Below are 18,631 nucleotides of genomic sequence, written 5' to 3'. Positions count from 1 at the left end.
TAATTAACTTTGAGTTGCGATATAACAGAAACAACTGAAACACACTATTAAAATAATCTCAGTGATTTAGGTATCGTTATGACAATAGATAGACGTAGTTTTTTAAAATCTGCCGCAGCCATTACCGCCGCGACAGTCGTGACTGGCTGTGCGAAAAGCCAACAAGGTGATAATCAGAGCACCCCACTTGCAGCACAAGGTAAAAGCGTAATGGGCTTAGCTGTGCCAGCAATGGATGTGGTACGTGTTGGTTTTATTGGGGTTGGTCAACGTGGTAGCGGCCATGTAAAACACCTTTGCCACATTGAAGGTGTTGAAATTAAAGCGATTTGCGATACAGATCAGCTGATGCTAGACAAGTCTGTTAACTATGTTGTTGAAAAAGGCTTACCTAAACCTACTGCTTATACGGGGTCTGACAAAGCCTATTTAGACATGCTGGCTCGCGATGACATCGACATTGTGATCATTTCAACACCTTGGAAATGGCACACACCGATGAGTGTTGAGACCATGGAAAGTGGTAAACATGCCTTTGTTGAAGTACCTGCAGCAACTACGATGGAAGAGTGTTGGCAACTAGTGAACACTGCTGAGCGTACGCAAAAGAACTGCATGATGATGGAAAACGTTAACTACGGCCGTGACGAGTTAATGGTATTAAACATGGTTCGTAAAGGCGTATTTGGCGAATTACTACACGGTGAAGCCGCTTATATTCATGACCTGCGTTGGCAAATGAAAGAAATTGATCGCAGTACTGGCTCGTGGCGCACTTACTGGCATACAAAAGTGAACGGTAACTTATACCCAACCCATGGCTTAGGCCCTGTATCTCAGTATATGAATATCAACCGAGGGGATCGCTTTGACTTTGTTACATCAGTCAGTTCACCAGCACTTGGCCGCGCCGCTTATGCAGAGCGTGAATTCCCTGTAGGCCACGAACGTCGTTCACTAAAATTTACTGCTGGCGACATGAACACCAGTATTATTAAAACAGTGAAAGGTCGTAGCATTATGGTGCAGCACGACACCACAAGCCCGCGCCCGTACAGCCGCCATAACCTAATTCAAGGTACGAATGGAACATTTGCCGGTTTCCCTAACCGTATTGCCCTTGAAGATGTGCCACCAGCGATTGCAAAAATTTATCAACAGCAATATGAAGCTGAGCTCGCAGCGTGGGAAAAAGCGGGTTCGCAAGGTCGTAAGCCACATTTACAAAACTTCCATAGCTGGGATCAAGATATGGAAAAATGGCGTGCTGAATTTGATCATCCACTGTGGAAACGCATGGGTGAAGAAGCGGTTCGTAACGGTGGCCATGGCGGTATGGACTTCATTATGCTTTGGCGGATGATCTACTGCTTACGTAATAATGAGCCACTCGATCAAGATGTATACGATGCCGCAGCATGGTCATCAATCTTCCCGCAAAGTATGGCATCGGTTGCAGATAGAAGTAACAGCAAAACAATTCCAGACTTTACCCGTGGCGCTTGGCAAACAGGCAAGCCTCTGGGGATTGTGGCTTAATACACCTTAACTAAAATATAAAGCCCGCAGCGTATGCTGCGAGCTTTCCTAATCAATAATAATTATTCGTTAATTTGCGACGCAATATCAGCATAGTTTGCTTGAAACTCAGCGTGGCGAGTTTGCGCTGCATCAAATGCATTGAAAGTGACTTGTTGCCATCCACCTGAGTTTGGTTTTGCTGTATTTGCTTGATCTATCATCACATTTTCTTGACGTGTTTTAAAACTTGCTGAACCAAAATCGCTGGCCTCAAGTGTTTCACGGTAAGTTCTATTTGCCCAATAGCGATCCCAACTGTCGCTATAAAATGCATCTGTACCACGGTAATGACTAACAATCACTGGCGTATAGAACACTCCCCAGTTACCTAAGAATTCGACTGTTTCTTTGTCTTGCTGATTTGCATAGCGAAATGCATGAGTACCAATACCATCTTTATGATAAACAACCATAGGATGACCGTTTTGCTGGAGCACTTCATTAAACGCTCGCGTATCATAATTACCATGGGCACTGGTGCTTACGTGACTAATATACTCATTACCACTTTCTTTCACAGTCCAAACGATCACCGTTTCAACGTCATGACGATGTCCACCCGCAAATGACCAGTGAACTGATTGATCCTTTTCAAAATAGAGCTCATAAAAGTGCGCACAGTATTGGTCTTGGTTATCTGTTTGGTGGCATAACTGACGATGCATAGTATTCGCGAATAGCTCCCAGCCAGTATCTCTACATCCTCCCCAAGGCGTTTTCCATGCCGCATCTTCGCCTTTGTTTTGCGCCAAATTATTATTTTTATCAAAAGGTGTGGCTGGATAACAGCCGTCCGAGTCAAAATCAAATACCGGTGCAAAATTACGTACTGCTGCTTGATTATACCAAGTCACTGCTTCATCTAAACGAGGCAATTCTTGCCCAAAAGCAGCATTCGTTATTAAAAGGCTTGCCGTGGTTAATGCCATTAATTTATCCATATTATGTTCCTTATTCTCTGTTGATGAGTGACACTTAAGTGCCACTATTTAGACGAAACATTTCCCATTTAGTGGACAAGAAATTCAATGAAAGTTTTCTTACAGAGTTAATGAAAGGCTAAGTACAAAACGGCGACCAAATTGCTCAACCTTCATAAGAGATGAAGCATCGTTTGTTTGCACCTCTCGAACAAGACTTTTGTCTGTGGCATTAAAAATATCAAAACGCAATGCTACCGCATCAGAGAAAAACCAGCTGTAGCTGAGATCAACACTGGTAAAATCATCAATATATACATCAGCATTATTCGATAAGTCTCGTTGCTCTAAAAACTCGCTTCGATAATTAACGTTAACAGCACTTTGCCATCTCTTAGCATTAAATAAGAAGCGCAGATTTGCTGTTAGTTCAGAGACCCCTTCAATCTCAGGGTTGTTAATTTGCTTAGCCGTTAATTTAGCGTCCAGCAACTGACTAACACTCGTTATCATACGACTTTGCAAAAAAGAGTTTGATAGCATAGGCAAACTCAAATCAGCACTTAATTGCAGCCCATTTATTGTTGCTTGGCCATCATTGGTTGCCTGTAAAGCTGGGTACTGTTGCTGTTGATAGGTAATGGCTTTAATTTGTTCAACAATAAAATTATCGAGTTGGTGATTAAAGGCCATGAGTTGCAGGTTATTTTCTTCTGTTAACCAATTGAGCGATAGACTTGTCGTATCTGCTAGCACGGGTTTTAGAGTTGGATTGCCGACTTCTGCATAAGCTAATCCTCCAGAATTAACATGAAGCTTTGGGTTTAAGTCAGAATAATTAGGTCGATTCACTGCTCGGCTATAGCCTAATCGACCAAGCCATTGGTCAGACAATTGCCATTTAATATTCAAAGAAGGCAACCACATAGAGAATTTAACTTGCTTATAAAGCTCTTCTAATTGGTTATTCTCATTGAGCTGATACCCTAATGTTTTACTCCTTGTATCACTATACCTAAGTCCAAAAGCAGCCGTTAAGCTTTCAAGTTCTGGTATCTGCCATAAACTGTGAATATAGCTTTCATAGGCAGTAAATTTGTTTTCATAGCTATTCAAGTAATCATTGGTGTGTCGCTCAGAAAAGGGCAGCTCAATATCATAAAGCTGCAAAAGATCACGTTTTGGAATCAACCAAGCTTGCATTGGCTGCGATAGAAAATCAGCTTTAAATGGCTTATTCAGAGGCTCCAACCAACGGCCATCAAGATCAGGTAAAGCAGCTAATTGTGCTTTAGATAAATTAATATCTTGGCGCAGGTATTGATGAGATTGTGCTGATTTTACGGCACCAAACTGCACACTCGACAACCCCCAACTAGATGAAACTTGCCATGTATTATCGACTCCCCACTCTGTTACTTGGTCATTGACCTCTATCATACGTCGACTCAACTGCGACAACTGCGAGTAACTATTAACCAGTGCTAGATTTGTAGCAAATTCATACTGAGCCAATTTTTTGCCTGAAATCGAAACCACTGCTGGCACAGGCTTTAAATCAACATGAGTTCGAGTAATAGGGGCTTTAGTAGCACTAAGTGATTCACTATGGCTATAAAACGGACTTATTTGCCAGTGGCTACCGTCTTTTGCATACCATGTTGGTATGATTTGAAAGGTCTGATTACGGTAATAAAGACCGGATTCTTCTCGTGAGGATTTACTTTGCGTAGCGCCAAACTGCACATTTTGAACACTATTGTTCTTTTCATCTAAGGTGGCTTTAGCCTGTTCACTTAGAGGATTAATCGAGAGACGATGCTCATCGTAAGTAAAATCTGTATCCGAACGAAGCCATAGCGTATCTAACTCGAACTGCGGGTGCGGTCGCCAAGCTAGGTTTGCATAGTAACTCGTTCGTGTCCTGTCTTCATTTTCGATGGTCAGTGCTAGCGTATCGGTAGGTACTAAGCTATTACTTTCTAATCCCTGCCAATAATAAGCTGCGGGAGCTCCCTCATTATTGCCCCAGTGCCACGTTTCAAATTGAAATTGCCTTTGTAATCGGTTCTCATAATTAAATTTAACAACCGCAGCTAACTCCTCATCAGCTGAAAGAGTATTCGCTGTTAAACCAAAACTTGGTTGAAAGTTACGCTCACCTGCAAGTGCAGCACTGGTCAGAGTTACCTTTAAATGATCACCATCAAATGAAAGCGGATCATCACTCACCAAGTTAACTGCCGCTCCGCTTGGAAACCTTGAGTCAGCCAATTTGTATACCGCAATATTAGAGAAAAGTTCGGCGCTAAATGTATCAAAACGGTACTGCTGACCGTATTGATTCGAGTTACGAACGTTTTCAGTATTCGCTAACCTGTGACCATTCAACAATGTTAATTGATACTCTGGTCCAAGTCCCATCGCACTTATATTAAGTGCTTCGCCGCGATCTCGGGAAATACTCATACCAGGAATAGCCTGCAATGCCTCAGCTAAATTCTCTGCGGGCAATAAAGAAAGCATTGCGCCATTAGCAAAGTCAGCTTCACCTAAGTAATTTTGCTTTTGTTGCTGTGCATAGTCTGCACTTTGTTGATAGTTTCGGTCATAAAGACGTGTATAGGCTTTGCTATGCTTATCGCCCGTCACCGTCACTTCTTCCATCACAAGCTGTGATGGAGTTTTACTTTGTATTTTAACAGACTTTGAAACCACAATTCCCGATGGGGTTTGCTGCCAAATAAAGCCATTTTTTAGTAATAATGTATCAAGGCGTGCTTCTATACTGTTAGCTTTAGGAACTTCAGCTGACGGTAAAACCACGTCACTCACTAACTTATCTGGGTAAATGATTGCAACTTGGTACTGCTCAGCCAGTGCATTAAGCGCTGCTTTTAGGGTGCTTTGTGCAGCATATAGCTGCTTGGCATACACACCAAACAGCATCAAAGCAAAGCAGAAAATACGCCCCATTAACTTGCATCCTCATTACTAGAGGAAAACATTGTGTCTATTTTCGATGAAAGGTTTATGACAAAATCATGTCAATTTCGAGCCTTTTTACTTAACTCAATGCTATCAGGATACTGCTTGACATCGAGTGTATTTAGCTGAGCAATTAACTTTGCGGCCCCAAATATATCGTTAACAGCAAAGCGACCACTTACTTGTATATCTGCCGACACATTTTTTAACACGACAGGTTTTTCGCTATAACGGTTTAATTGAAATAGAGCATCATTGATAGACACGTTATCTAAGTCCAACCAGCCTTGCTGCCAATCAGGTTGTAAAGCATTAAATTGCGATACCTGTATTGCAGAATCGCTCACTCGGGCACGCTGTCCTTTCACTAATTCAACATGCTGCAATCCATCTAAACTAGTCACTGACACTTTGCCATGAAAAACCTCGACTAAGGTTTCACGCAATGTTTTATCCACATTAAAAGCCGTACCAAGCACTTCAATCGTGGCATTGCCTGCATCAATAGTGAATGGCCGCGATTCATCACGGTGCACAGAAAAGTACGCTTCGCCTTTACTTAAGATTGCTTTTCGAGTTTGACTATTTTCAGTAAATTCAAGTTGAGCATGCACATTCATTGCAACCTGTGTCCCGTCAGACAAGCTGACTTGCTGTGCTGTATCACTACTAAATTGCTGCACAGCTACAAGATTAGAGGCTGGTATCGAGCGCTGTTCATTTAGTGGCATTAACGTCCACATGAAAATAGCAAAGCACGCTGCTACAGCACCGCAGCCCCAAGAGTATTGCGCTAAACGACGACGTTTTTTAGCTTGTTCAAGTTGTTCATTCTGTTGCGTATCCACCAGCTCAAGCGCGGCTAATAATGCAGGGTCGTCCCAAATAGCCTTTTCTAGCGCATTATCCGATTCGTAATCATGTTGGTGTGAAGAGTTCATCGTTATCTCAATTACTCGTAATACTAATGTGACGGATTAATCGCCCTAACGGGGACACTCATGCATTAAAAAATACTCAGTCATGGCATTTTTTAGCATATCCATTGCCCGCGAAATATGTTTTTTTACCGCTTCTTCAGAGATCCCCAAACTGCTTGCGATCTCAGAACGAGTTTGGCCTTTAATCCGACGCCGAATAAACACGTCTCTACGCAGTGCTGGCATTTGTGACAAAATACGCTGATAGAGCGCAATACGCTGCTCATACTCAAGCGCGGACTCAAGAGATAACGCCTCACAATGCGGCTCATGCTCTAAGCTTTCTGGTATTTTCTTTTGCTCACGATGATGATCAATAACCAAGTGCTGGGCCATTCGATAACCATATGCCAGTGGATTATCTATCGGATCTAAATGCTCAGAGTTAAGTGCTTTTAGCAGTAACTTTTGAAATAAATCGTCCGCATCCGCACGCTCTGCAACGGCTTTGCAAAAAAAACCTTTAAGCGCGTCTTGATTGGCTATAAAGCACTGCAATAAGGTTCTGCTATGCGCTGTAACTGTATTATTCAAACCGTTAGTCATTGAAGGTAAAGCCATAATTTAGTGGTGAAGGCTAGCTTATTTATCTAGATATGACGCAAATGCTAGCCTAAAGGGGACAGCTGTTTGATGATCATTTGGTTACAGTTTTAAGTAATTATCGACTTAAAAACGTCACGAAAGCTTCACGAAAAAAGGCGTCCCCTTCTTTGTTATTGCAGCGTCTTTACAGGCGAATTTAAACCAAATATTGCATTTAACAGGAATTAACTCACATGACGTACCGTGCATTTTCATTATCACCTTTAGCACTTGCTGTTGGCTCATTATTAATCACTCCCGCTTACGCAGAAGAAAACCAAGAACCGATTGAAGAAATTGTTGTCACTGGCAGCTACATAAAAAGTTTAGAAAAAGCGATTGATTTAAAACGCACAAATATTGGCTTCTCAGATTCAATAGTGGCATCTGATATTGCTGACTTCCCAGAGCAAAACTTAGCGGAAGCTTTACAGCGTATGCCAGGTGTTACTATTGAACGTAATAAAGGCCTAGGTCAAAAAGTTAATGTACGAAGCTTACCGTCTGAGTTTACATTTGTTTCTATAAATAACCTTGCCACAGCCTCTGGCAGTGGTGGCCGTGATGTTGAATTTGATATGTTCGCTTCAGAGATAATTCAAAGTGTCACTGTAAAAAAATCACCAACAGCAGCAGACGAAGAAGGTGGCATTGCCGGCTCTGTAGCCATTACCACTGCGCGCCCATTTGACTATGATGGTCGTCAAATCGTAGCATCAGTTGAGGGGGCATATAACGACATCTCAGAAAAGAGCGATCCTAAATTTGCACTCTTAGCAAGTGATACCTTTGGCGACTGGGGTGCGCTTGCCTCATTTGCATACTCAGAACGTACCAACAGAACAGATAGCAACTCTGGTATTGATTTTCGTCCTTTATCACGCTGGCTAGAAAAGTCAGGATCCTCGCAATGGCAATCAGATCAAGCTGCTGATGTTCTAGAACGCGATACGGGTATCACTATAAATGATCGTTTCGATAAAGATGAAACTAGCCGTGTAGTGTTTATGAATAAAGTCGGCGACAGAGCTTTCTTAACAGAACAAGAAAAGTGGGGCGCAACCTTATCACTGCAATATAAACCGAGCAGTGAGTTCAGCCTCACCTTTGATGCTTTACTTGGTAACTTTGATAATCATGAGGATCAATATGACGCAGCGGCCTACTCTGCTTCAAGTATCAGCTCATTAGAAAAAATAAACAATTACGATAACACCACCCTTGCTGACTATGGTATTACCGTTTTAACTGATGTTAACTATGCCGCAACGCAGCACGAATTTTTAAGTAAGGAAAATAGTAGCGATACAGACTACCAACAATTCAGCTTAACCCTTGATTGGATGCTGGGTGATTGGGAAGTTTACGGAGTAGTTGGTTACAGTGGTGCAGACAAACTAGCAGAAACAACTAATTTAAAGCACACAGCATACCGCCCAACTCGTACTCGCTATACATCAACTGGTGGCGAAACGATTCCCAGTGATAATCCAGATACATTTGACATGTATAATTCTCCTGAAACTTATACATTTGACTATTATGAGGTAAATTTAGAAGATATCTCTGATGACAAATATGCGGCTCAGCTCGATTTTAGCCGCCATTTTCAACTAGACTTCTTCCCTGCATTATCAAAAGTACAGTTCGGTGCGCGTTATACAGATAAATCTAAACAACGTAATTATGGTAGTAACAGAGTTACAGGCTCTTCTGCAGGTGATTCATCATGGGTAGGCACACGTACTTTAGCTGATAGCGAAATCCATGATATTTCAGATTTAGTGTCAGGTGGTGAGTATCTATCTGATGTATCGTCTAAACAAGACTGGAGTCAAATTTCAAATAATTATGCACGAAATGAATTACGTTACGATGGTTTTGCAGTAGATTTCGCACCGGATGAGTTTTACGAAGTATCAGAAAAAACCACCGCTATTTACGCTATGGCTGACTTTGTATTTGATATTGGCACATTACCAGCTACTTTAAACGCGGGTGTCCGTTATATCGATACCGATGTTAATTCTTCTGGCTATCACCAAGTACAAAGTGATGACGGTAGCACAGGCTATACGCCTGCGCCTATTTCAAAAGAAGGTAACTACAAAGAGACCCTACCAAGCATTAACTTTAGTTTAGAGCTTACAGACAACCTATTATTCCGCGCTGCTGCATCAGAAACATTTATTCGCCCAGCACTGACTGATATTGCCTACAAACGTACAGTTAGCTTAAGTGAATTTAAATATCGTGACGGTAACCCTGATCTTAAACCTACTTACGCAGACCAATGGGAAACCGGTTTAGAGTGGTACTTAGAAGAAGGTGGTTTACTTGCTGTGTCTTACTTCGAAAAAGAAATTGAAGGTGTAGTACGTGAATCCCTTACAGGTGTTGTAAATGACGTAACTAAATATAACGACAATGGCACTGTCGATGGCGTGTATGATTTTGACGTTTATCAAAAAGTAAACGCTGAAGGGTCTTATGATGTAAGTGGTCTTGAATTTATTGCACAAATTCCATTTTCCCGCTTCCACCCAATGTTACAAGGTTTTGGTATAAATGCTAACTACACTACGCTTGATAACTCGCTCACTGGCGCGTCTGATTTAGCGATTCCAACACCACCAGAAGGCTTAGCTGACGAAACCTATAACCTTACCTTTTATTTTGAGAATGACAGCTTTGATGCACGCATTTCTTACAACTACAAAGATAAATATGTTGAATACATAGAACGCGATATGTATCCAGTTTACCGCGATGCTTACGGTCAAACAGATGTTTCGTTTGGCTACAAAATAAATGACACGATAAAAGTCACCCTTGAGGGCATCAATATCACTGATGAGGAGACCACGGGCTACACCATAGCACCTGCTTTCCCAACTATGTATGAGTTCTCGGGTCGTCGCTTCTCATTAGGCTTACGCGGCAGTTTCTAAGCGGATCATCGGGGCGGTGCGCCCCGATTTTTTCAGTAAGGCTATATTAATGCGATTATTTGCACTACTTTCACTGCTTTTTGCGACGTTTCAACTCTATGCCAAGGAGCTAAACACGCAAATTGCTTTTATACCAGATATACATTTTCACGATATTTACGCTGACTTTAGCCAAGCTGGCTTCGCTGGCATTAAGCTCGATAACCAATCGAAGCCTGTCTCTATTCGCAGCATGAAATCTCAGCTTCACTCAACTCGATTATTTAATGAAAACTACTTTGCTCTGATAGCAGCGCTAGATGATATTGCCGCACGCGGCGTGAAATTAGTGGCATTACCGGGGGATTTTACCGACGACGGACAACCTGTTCACCTAAAGGGATTAAAAACTCTTTTAAGTGATTACAGCAAACGCTATGGAATGCGCTTTTTTGCTATTCCAGGCAATCATGATCCTGTTAAGCCAATAAGAAGTGCGGCTGGTAAATCAGACTTTTTAGATGAGCAAGGCCGTGAGGTGGCAATTTTTAGTAACGACCACGCTATGTGTAAAACCCCTCATACTGATTTCTTGTTTTGCGATGATGCTATTAGCCACGGTGGCTATCAAGAAATCATGGACGCGATGTCTGAATTTGGTTTAAAGCCACAGAGCCAAGACTTGCTATGGCAAACACCTTTTTTAGATAATCACGCTTCTTTATCCGAGCGCCAGTATCAGCAGTGCACTAATGATAATAAGCACTGTGTAATGATCCCTGATACGAGTTACCTTGTTGAACCTGTTGCAGGATTATGGCTTTTAGCTATCGATGCCAATGTTTATTTACCTGAGTTTAAGAATAACCAACTTACTTTCAAGGGATCAGGCAATGCAGGATACAACAAGGTCTTAACGGAAAAGCCGTACTTATTAAGTTGGATAAAACAGCTTGTTACCGCAGCAAAAGAACAGCACAAAACACTGATTGCATTTAGTCACTTTCCAATGGGAGAGTTTTACGATCAGCAAAGTGAATCTATTAAGGACTTGTTCGGCGACAACGCTTTTCAACTCACTCGAAAACCCACAAATCAGACGCAAAGTGCGTTAGCTGAAACTGGGCTACGTTTGCATATTGGCGGCCATATGCATATGAATGACACCCGTATAATTCGAGCAAAGAAAAACACGCTTTATAATATTCAAGCTCCATCCATAAGCGCTTACCGTCCAGCTTACAAGCTCGTAAGTATACTTGGAAGTGAAGCTAAAGTTGATACAGTACTACTTGATTCCATAGCTAACTTTGACACATTATTTCCTGCTTATGAGAGAGAATACGATCACTTAGCAGAGCGTAATCCAGATGAAAAATGGCTTGCGGATATTCTAGGCAGCGAAAACTATCAGCAATTTACTTTGCAACACCTAGCCGGACTCGCAAAATGGCGATTTATACCTAAAGAGTGGCCTGACAGTTTTAAAACCCAGCTAATCTCATATAGCTTCCAGGAGCTATTAACACTTTACGATAGCCCTACAAGCCCTCCAATAACGCAAGCTTCAGATGCTTTGTTGAGTAAAGTCACTTTATTTGATTTTATTCGTGACTTTTACCTACTACGAAATGCAGGTTCATTAGCATTTGAAGATATTTCAAAAGAACACTTCAAAACTTATAAGCTGATAACACAGCAGTTAAATGCTATGGGGCAATGCTTACCAAGGCAAATGAGTAAAATAGCGCAAACAGTTGATGTCTGTACTCTACAAGTGGGCCTTAGCAAAGCGCTTACTATTTTTGAAAAACTAGCAGCAGGTGAAAATGACCGCTGCTTGATCATTGATCTGAATCTAAAAACTAATAAGCCAGCAAAAACCTGTGATTCCATAAATAAAAGCGGCACCTAAGTCGATGCCGTTTTTATTATTTTTTGCGATTACTGAGCATGTGCTGCAGCACGGAAAATTGTGTTAGTTAGCAGTACATTCATACCTTCAAGGTAAGCACGATAGGTTGGTGATTGTGTAAAGCCAATCACCATGCCTTTACCTTGCGATTGATGAACTAATAATGGCTTATACGCAAGCTGTGCTTTATTTTGCTGCCATAGATAACCACTTGCTAGCACATCGTCCTTACCTGTGAACCATGCTAAGTTTTTACCTGAGTTCAGTTTTATTGGTGTGTAAATATCGTTACCGTAAGCCACCGCAACGAGGTTTTTATCAACCCCTGCTGTTAACCAATGCTCTTGGTCTACTTCAACATTAGCAAGTACACCCGCTACATAGTCTGGCGATGTGTGAGGCTCGATGCTTGCTGCTTTTAAATCATCACGAGATGTGAACAGCTGCCCTGCCACTTTACTGCTTTTATCATCGCTGCTGTCGGCTTTATCTTCACGGTAAGCTTGCTCACGCTTAACATCTAATAAGCCGTAATCGGCATTACTAGTAAAGCGGTTTGCATTACCAAGGGCAATCAACACGCCGCCTGCTTCAACCCAGCTTTTTAAATTAGCCGCGCCTGATTTACCGAGCCCTTGCTCGTAATCACCTTCCGGTAAAATAAGCACCTGGTAATCACTTAAATCAGCCCATGCGAGCATTGGCGTGCGAATCGCCGTGACTGGGTAACCTAGCTGCCTTTCGATAACAAAACGGGTGTTACCGGCGCTTAGCTCACTGGTGGGTGCATCCCATGCCATCGCCACTTTTGGCGCCACCATGGGCACTGTTTTGTTACTACCAAAGCTTGGGCCTTCAATCACCCAGCTAGAATTGACACCATCAACAATTGCACCAGTTTGCTCAGCAATTTGGCTAATTTTAGCAAGTAGTTCTTTGTCGTTTAAACGCTTTTCGATTACTAAGCTCCCCGCTGGATACTTAGTTTTATCACCTAAAACAAATGCTTGGTCAGCACTTTTCAGTTTAATGCCTGCTTGCAATGCTGCTGTTAAAAAGCGTGCTGCAGTCGTATCACCCCAGGCAACAACATAAGCCACTGAAGCTTCTGGATTATTCACTTTACCAAGCAATGTGACATCGGCCAGAACCGCTTTGCTGTCTGCGCTAACGGTACGGTCACAACTATCGCTATCAACATTAAACATCATCGGCAGTGACCAACCTGTGACATCGTAAATTTCATCGTCAAGGTTACGCGCACGGCGTCTTTCTTGCTCTTTTACAAATGCCTCAGCCATATCAACTTGGTCTGTAAACGTGGTACGCACAAATACACCACGCGGCTGTGCGGTATCAATAAAATAGCTACCCGCTTTATACTTAACGCCACATGCTTTGAAGTCTTCAGTTGCTTGTTTAACTTCAACACCATGTTCAGCCATTAAGGTTGCGAGTCTGTGAGCGCCTTCACGGTTACTTTGTTTAGGTAAGATATAAACACGCTCTTTGCTATCTTTACCCGAATCAATCGCATCAACTTGATATTGATAAAAATCACCCAGTAATTTTTCACGTTGATTGGCGGCACCTTCTGCGGTTGAAATTGACGCTATAAACTGACGTTTTACGGTATTAAAATAACTGAGCAGTTCACCGGTGTTTTTCTCAAACACGTGCCCTCGAGCTGAACCTACTTCGTAAGTTGATGCAGACGCCCCATAAAATACGGGCCAGCTATCGCCGTAGCCTGGGTAAAAGGCATCAAAAATTTCACGGGTAAAATAATCAAAGCCAAACTCATCAAAATACTTCGCATGATTTTGACCAATCGCATCCATATTAGCGATTTGTGTTTTTGTCATATGTGGGTTAAATGGCTGAGCAGCTGGTGCAAAGTAGTAAGATTGATCGCCGCCCATTTCATGAATATCAACCACCACTTGTGGTTTATATTTATTGATTGCAGCCACTCTTCCCTTTGTTTCAGGCTGAGTAAGTGCTAACCAATCACGGTTCATATCAAACAAATAATGATTTGTTCGACCTCTTGGCCACGGCTCATTATGCTCTGCACTTAAGCGATCGGCACTGTGCTCAAGACCGACGGTTGCATAGTAACGAGTAACAAATCGCTCACGACCATCTGGGTTTTGTAATGGGTCGATAAAGACCACTGTATTGTCTAAAATTTTATTGTTAACAGCATCATTAGGGGCTGCTAATAAGTGATACGCTGTAAATAATGCGGCATCGGTTGAGCTAATTTCATTACCATGCACCGCATACTGAAGCCACACTGATGTCGGTAAGTTTTTAATCAGCGACTTAGCTTCTTTTTCAGAAGTAATTCGCGGATCAGCCAAAGCTTGTGTGTTATTCGCAAGGGTTTCTAATGAATTAATATGCTCAGCGGTGCCAACCACCGCATAAACCAGCTCACGCCCTTCCCAGCTATTTGCGTACTTAAACACTTTAATACGATTAGGTGCCGCCTTTTCAAGGGCACTGAGGTAACGGCGCATATCGTTATAATTAGTAATACGCTCACCTACATCATAACCAAGAACCTGCTTAAACGTAGGTATATCGGTATTGTAAACAGTACCAGGCCACATCACTTCGGTATTGTTAATACTTGCAGTGGCACTAAAGCTGACAGACATTGCCATCATGCACATTGAGACTGCTTTGATTGCTCCCTTTGCTAACATATGAATTCCACCCATTAGAAAAACGTAAATAAACTAGTTATCAACATATAAAACTATTGAAAATAAGGGAATTAAAAGCGTTAGAAAGGCTTAAATTAGAGTTAACTGGAAATAACACCCCTTGTCAGCGAGAGTCATAAGTGCAAGAGGTATTAGGTGTGATTTGATTTTATGCCTTGGTCTTCAAGAAATCATACAGCTTATCTTTCAGCGCCGCTCTTTGATGTTTCTTTTCATGCATTTCACTGTCTTCGATCGGAGAACTATTGAGCTCAAGCTCTCTAATTTCTTTATCCATGTCATCATATCGCTGCATGGTATTTTTAAAGTGCGCATCACTTTTAGCAAGGTTGTGGATTAATTCATTAAACTCTGGGAATTCATTCAATAACGAGTGTTTTTCACCTAGCATGGGCAACTCCTTTGACTAGAATTAGATTTCAAATTCACTGTAACATTGTGCAAAATAGAGTCAACGTCGCAACCTTGTCCGAGATCAATAATGGTGGCGATTAGGGAATAATAGTACTTGGTTAAAAATTGCTTGTGATTTAGAAAGCAAAAAGCCCCGCATTACTGCGAGGCTTTGATCTAATTTGATGAGTCAGCCAGTAAGCGATGTTTTGTATGCGCGGAGTGGATTTTCTTCCCCAAAAAAACAAAAGCCCCGCATCGCTGCGGGGCTTTAATCTAATTTGGTGAGTCAGCCAATAAGCCGCTGTTTTGTATGCGCGGAGTGGATTTTCTCCCCCCAGAAAAACAAAAGCCCCGCATCGCTGCGGGGCTTTAATATGATTTGGTGAGTCAGCCAGTAAGCCGGGTTCTGTCGTGGATAATCATTCGTCTAGGCCATAAATTGCTCTATGGCTCAAGCAACCTACCCGGTTCTCACGTGGGCCACGCGTTCATTATTTAAAATGATAGAACCCTATTTGGTCTTGCTCCGGGTGGAGTTTACCTTGCAACCAACTGTTACCAGTGGCTCGGTGCGCTCTTACCGCACCCTTTCACCCTTACCAACCGAAGTTGGCGGTCTCCTCTCTGCTGCACTTGTCGTAGGCTCGCGCCCCCCAGCCGTTAGCTGGCACCCTGCCCTGTGGAGCCCGGACTTTCCTCCCCCTGCGCATTTTCGTTGCAGGCAGCGATTATCTCGGCTGACTCGGCGCGCAGTATACCTGAGCGCGCACGTCTATGCAGTAAAGAATTAGTCTTTTTCGTCAATAATTGCTTTATAAAGTGCGTTTTTCTTCAACCCAAAATACTCAGCTACGACACCACAGGCTTTTTTCAGTGGCATTTCGGCTTCGAGTAAAGCAAGCATACGGCGCGCATCTTCTGGAATATCATCACTTTGCTTCGCCTTACCTGGGAGCATAAGCACAATTTCGCCGCGCTGCTTAGTTGGATCATCTGTTAAAAACTGCTTTAGCTCGGCAACGCTGCCGTTAAAGAAGGTTTCGAAGGTTTTTGTTAGCTCTTTCGCAAACACCACAGGCTGCTCTGAGCCGAGCGCCTCTTCTAAATCATCAAGGCTTGCCATAATACGGTGGGTGCTTTCATACATGATGCTGGTTATACCTGAGTTTACCGCTTCCATAAAAAAAGTTTGTCTGGCTTTACTTTTTGCTGGCGTAAATCCAATAAACTGAAAACGGTCAGTTGGTAAGCCTGAGCAGCATACCGCAGTGATCGCAGCACAAGCACCAGGCACAGGCGTTACATGTGCGCCTTGTTCACGACATAAATTGACAACTGCATAACCTGGGTCGCTAATTAATGGTGTGCCGGCATCTGATACCAGTGCAATGTTCATTCCCTGCTCAAGCCAGTCAACTATTTGCTGCGCTTTTTGTTTCTCGTTATGATCATGTAAAGCAAAGGTTTTTGCTTTGATATTAAAGTGGCTTAACAACTTCCCCGTATGACGAGTATCTTCAGCGGCTATTAAGTCAACCTCAGATAGGGTTTGAATGGCACGCTGGCTAATGTCATCAAAGTTACCAATAGGCGTGGCAACAATGTAAAGAGTGCCGATTTTATCTGAATTGTCCTCATTTAACATTGAGGTCTCCTGCGTCAGTCAGTAATATAAGCAAATCGCGTTAACGTATTGGGAAATCATTGTGCGACTTAAACTTGTTAGTCTATTAATTGTATTGTCAGGGTTATCGGCTTGTAGCACAACCGAAAAACCATCAAATAGTACAGAAAATCCATCGAGCCAATCGAGTAGTGCTCTGTCACAATTAACCGACGCACAATCTATGTATCAAACGGCACTTAATCGCCAAGGTGCTGATAAAATCCAACTACTTTATACAGCCCGAGATGCAGCGATTAGTGAAGAGCGTTGGTCTCTTTTAGAAAATATCTGTTTAGAGCTTGAAGCAACTCCCAGCGTAGACCAAATTCAAAACAAGCTTTATATTGCGTTAGCACAAGAGCAGCAAGGTAAAAGCGATCTTGCACTTGAGCAACTACGAGTACTTGAGCCTGAGCTAAGTCTGCCTGAACATAAGGCTTGGCATCAGTATTTAACGGGTCGAGTTTACGCATCACAAGGTTTGCCAAAACAAGCCATGCCCTATTATTTTGCGGCTTCAACAATTAGTAATGATAACAACTTTAGCGTTGCAAATTTAAATCAGGATTTATGGCATAGCCTTACTCAGCTTTCATCGTATGCACTAGAGCGCTTTAACCGCGGTTCTGTTGTGCAACAAGGTTGGGTTAATTTAGCGCTTTATCATCAAGTATATTTAGGGGCGCCGGTTGAATTGCATCAAGCGATGAACAACTGGATGCGACGCTATCCAGGTCACCCTGCCGCAGAGGTTTTACCTAAGAAAGTCACTGAGCTTGTGCAAGTTGAGCCTCTTAATGTCAACCGTTTAGCGGTGCTTATTCCACAGTCAGGCGCGAATGAACGTTTAGGCGATGCACTCAAAGCAGGAGTACTCGCTGCACTTGATAACAATCCGCTAGAAGAAACCTTATTTATAGACGAATCGCTGTCAGCGGCAGAAATTGCCCTAAAACTCAGTGAATTTAAAGCCGATTTTGTTATTGGCCCTTTACTCAAAAGCAATATTGAAAAATTAAGCACAGCGCAAACACTTATTGATTACCCTGTTATGCACCTAAATACGTTTGATGGTGAACGAGTGTCTCAACAGCACTTTTTCTTTGCTTTAAACCCTGAACATGAAGTGCAACAAGCACTTGAGCGCTTTTTAACAGCGGGTTACCAAAAACCTATGCTGCTGGCACCAAATAATAGTAATGGCCAACGCTTAGTTGAATACTTCAACCAGCAGTGGCAACGCTATAGTGAGGTTAAACCACAAGTTGGCTTTTACGCTAGTAAAGATGATATGCCTAAAACTATTACAGGCTTATTAGAAGTAGACCAAAGTAAAGAGCGCATTAAAGTAGTTAAGTCATTATTTAGGCAAGAGGTTGAGAGCGAAACGCGATCGCGTAGCGATGTGGATGTTATCTATATTCTTGGAGATGCAACTGAGACACGCCTAATTAAGCCTTACTTAGATGTTAATGTCAGTACTTTTGCTGAACGTATTCCGCTTTACGCTAGTTCAAAAAGTCATAGTAAGCAAATAGATAGAACTGACAAAGGTGACCTAGATGGCCTTTATTTCACGGAACTCCCTTGGATGCTCGAAGGTCAAATAAAGCAACATAACTTGCGTCAGCAATATGAGCGCCTTTGGCCTGAAAATGCCGATATTAACCAGCGTTTATTTGCGATGACCTATGATGCAACCAGTATGCTAGGAAGCGTAAAACAATTGAGTATGGTTGCAGGCAAGCGCTTTAATGGTATCAGCGGCGAGTTGAGCATTGCCAGCAATGGCCATGTCACACGCTCTTTAGATTGGGCGCAATATAAGAATAAACAAATTATTGCTGTTGATTTAGCAACTGAGCAACCTATACCGTTATTCATGCAATCAGCTTCAGGGATTAGCTCTGCAGAATAGCAATAAGATTCAAGGAT

General features: G+C 42.3%; 11 protein-coding genes and 1 other RNA gene. 4 read left to right on the top strand and 8 right to left on the bottom strand.

Going from position 1 to position 18,631, the window contains the following annotated elements:
* The first annotated feature begins 78 nt into the window (after nucleotides 1-78).
* On the top strand, nucleotides 79-1,539 hold the full coding sequence (locus PAARA_RS08390; protein WP_062568593.1) for a Gfo/Idh/MocA family protein: 1,461 nt from the start codon (nucleotides 79-81) through the stop codon (nucleotides 1,537-1,539).
* Between the two features lie 62 nt (nucleotides 1,540-1,601).
* Here PAARA_RS08390 and PAARA_RS08385 read toward each other — a convergent pair whose 3' ends face one another.
* The 4 genes from PAARA_RS08385 to PAARA_RS08370 all read right to left on the bottom strand — a co-directional run bounded on the left by PAARA_RS08385 (nucleotide 1,602) and on the right by PAARA_RS08370 (nucleotide 7,015).
* Complete coding sequence (locus tag PAARA_RS08385) at nucleotides 1,602-2,522, bottom strand: NPP1 family protein (RefSeq protein ID WP_062568592.1); 921 nt, start codon at nucleotides 2,520-2,522, stop codon at nucleotides 1,602-1,604.
* Between the two features lie 99 nt (nucleotides 2,523-2,621).
* Entirely contained in the window at nucleotides 2,622-5,477 is a 2,856-nt protein-coding gene (locus PAARA_RS08380; RefSeq protein WP_062568591.1) for a TonB-dependent receptor domain-containing protein, read from the bottom strand.
* 71 nt (nucleotides 5,478-5,548) lie between these two features.
* Complete coding sequence (locus tag PAARA_RS08375) at nucleotides 5,549-6,430, bottom strand: FecR family protein (RefSeq protein ID WP_062568590.1); 882 nt, start codon at nucleotides 6,428-6,430, stop codon at nucleotides 5,549-5,551.
* A gap of 45 nt (nucleotides 6,431-6,475) precedes the next feature.
* Nucleotides 6,476-7,015, bottom strand: a complete 540-nt coding sequence (locus PAARA_RS08370) for an RNA polymerase sigma factor (protein WP_062568589.1) — start codon at nucleotides 7,013-7,015, stop codon at nucleotides 6,476-6,478.
* 233 nt (nucleotides 7,016-7,248) lie between these two features.
* On the opposite strand from PAARA_RS08370, the gene PAARA_RS08365 reads away from it, so the two are divergent.
* Both PAARA_RS08365 and PAARA_RS08360 read left to right on the top strand, forming a co-directional pair.
* Complete coding sequence (locus PAARA_RS08365; protein ID WP_062568588.1) at nucleotides 7,249-10,005, top strand: TonB-dependent receptor; 2,757 nt, start codon at nucleotides 7,249-7,251, stop codon at nucleotides 10,003-10,005.
* Between the two features lie 49 nt (nucleotides 10,006-10,054).
* Nucleotides 10,055-11,899, top strand: coding sequence for a metallophosphoesterase (locus PAARA_RS08360; protein ID WP_062568587.1), 1,845 nt, complete (start codon nucleotides 10,055-10,057; stop codon nucleotides 11,897-11,899).
* Between the two features lie 29 nt (nucleotides 11,900-11,928).
* Here the strand turns inward: PAARA_RS08360 and PAARA_RS08355 are convergent, their stop codons facing one another.
* From PAARA_RS08355 to rsmI, 4 genes are all read right to left on the bottom strand, one after another.
* Complete coding sequence (locus PAARA_RS08355) at nucleotides 11,929-14,613, bottom strand: M14 family metallopeptidase (protein ID WP_062568586.1); 2,685 nt, start codon at nucleotides 14,611-14,613, stop codon at nucleotides 11,929-11,931.
* Nucleotides 14,614-14,782: 169 nt separating this feature from the next.
* Nucleotides 14,783-15,025, bottom strand: coding sequence for an HP1242/YdcH family protein (locus PAARA_RS08350; protein ID WP_062568585.1), 243 nt, complete (start codon nucleotides 15,023-15,025; stop codon nucleotides 14,783-14,785).
* A gap of 384 nt (nucleotides 15,026-15,409) precedes the next feature.
* Nucleotides 15,410-15,775, bottom strand: an RNA gene (gene rnpB, locus PAARA_RS08345) — RNase P RNA component class A.
* 42 nt (nucleotides 15,776-15,817) lie between these two features.
* Nucleotides 15,818-16,675 (bottom strand): 16S rRNA (cytidine(1402)-2'-O)-methyltransferase, encoded by an 858-nt coding sequence (gene rsmI / locus PAARA_RS08340; RefSeq protein WP_062568584.1) that lies wholly within the window; start codon nucleotides 16,673-16,675, stop codon nucleotides 15,818-15,820.
* A gap of 61 nt (nucleotides 16,676-16,736) precedes the next feature.
* On the opposite strand from rsmI, the gene PAARA_RS08335 reads away from it, so the two are divergent.
* A complete protein-coding gene (locus tag PAARA_RS08335; RefSeq protein ID WP_062568583.1) occupies nucleotides 16,737-18,614 on the top strand; it encodes a penicillin-binding protein activator in 1,878 nt (625 codons plus the stop codon).
* The last annotated feature ends 17 nt before the right edge of the window (nucleotides 18,615-18,631 follow it).

Origin of the sequence: Pseudoalteromonas arabiensis (genome assembly GCF_001550155.1) — a bacterium.
In the GTDB taxonomy this organism is placed as follows: Bacteria; Pseudomonadota; Gammaproteobacteria; order Enterobacterales; family Alteromonadaceae; genus Pseudoalteromonas; species Pseudoalteromonas arabiensis.
This window is presented reverse-complemented; position numbering and strand designations above follow the sequence as displayed.